The sequence below is a fragment of the Salinibacillus aidingensis genome, assembly GCF_039522525.1.
Lineage (GTDB): Bacteria > Bacillota > Bacilli > Bacillales > Alkalibacillaceae > Salinibacillus > Salinibacillus aidingensis.
The window spans coordinates 1-853 of sequence record NZ_BAAADO010000018.1 but is presented as its reverse complement, the minus strand read 5'-3'; the positions used below and the strand labels follow the sequence as shown (position 1 = coordinate 853).

1 protein-coding gene is annotated in these 853 nt (G+C 40.4%); it reads left to right on the top strand.

What is annotated here, in order from left to right; translation table 11 throughout:
• Positions 1-23: 23 nt before the first annotated feature.
• Positions 24-853 (top strand): ISL3 family transposase (locus ABD006_RS17895; protein WP_343844103.1); only part of this gene is annotated, 830 nt, incomplete at its 3' end.

Genomic DNA, 853 nt, shown 5'->3' with positions numbered 1-853 from the left:
AAACAACCACAAAAAGGAGATGCGTGCAATTGAATTCTAACATTTCTTTACCAGGATTAGAAGGGTTTATCATTACCAAATCATTCGAGAAAGATGGATATTACCAACTTCATGTGGAACTGGAGCGTGTACCCCACTTATGTCCTTCTTGTAAAGAGGTAACGGATCGAGTTCATGATTATCGTATACAAAAGATTAAACATAATCAAATCTTTGGTAGACGAACAGCCTTATTTTACCGGAAACGTCGGTATGCTTGTGAAAATGAAAACTGCGGTAAACGATTTTATGAAGATAATTCGATTGTGGAGCGTTATCAAAGGCAGTCCCTAGAGTTTAACCAGGCGATAGGTATTGAGTTAATCAATGGTAAGAACTTTAAGGATGTAGCGGAACGCTTCGACACCTCTCCTACAACGGTTATGCGCCGTTTTGATCAGGTTAGTGCTTCGATGTTAAGCGAAACAAAGAAGTTACCTGAGGTTATTGCGATAGATGAATATAAGGGGGATGCAGGTGGCGAAAAGTATCAAACGATTATTGCCGATCCGGTTGAAAGAAAACCATTAGAGATCTTGAAAGACCGCAAAAAAGAGACGCTAATGGCTTATTTACGGGAACATGGAGATAACGTAGAGGTTGTGGTCATGGACATGAGTCATTCCTTCAAAGCAGCTGTTGATCAAGCCCTGGGACGACCGGTTGTAGTAGCTGATCGATTTCACTTTTGCCGGTATATCTATTGGGCTCTAGAAAGAGTGCGAAGGAAGGTACAAAATGAGTTTGATGATTACGATCGTAAGAAGTGCAAACGAATGCGCCACGTGTTTTATAAGCATTATGAAAACTTAAC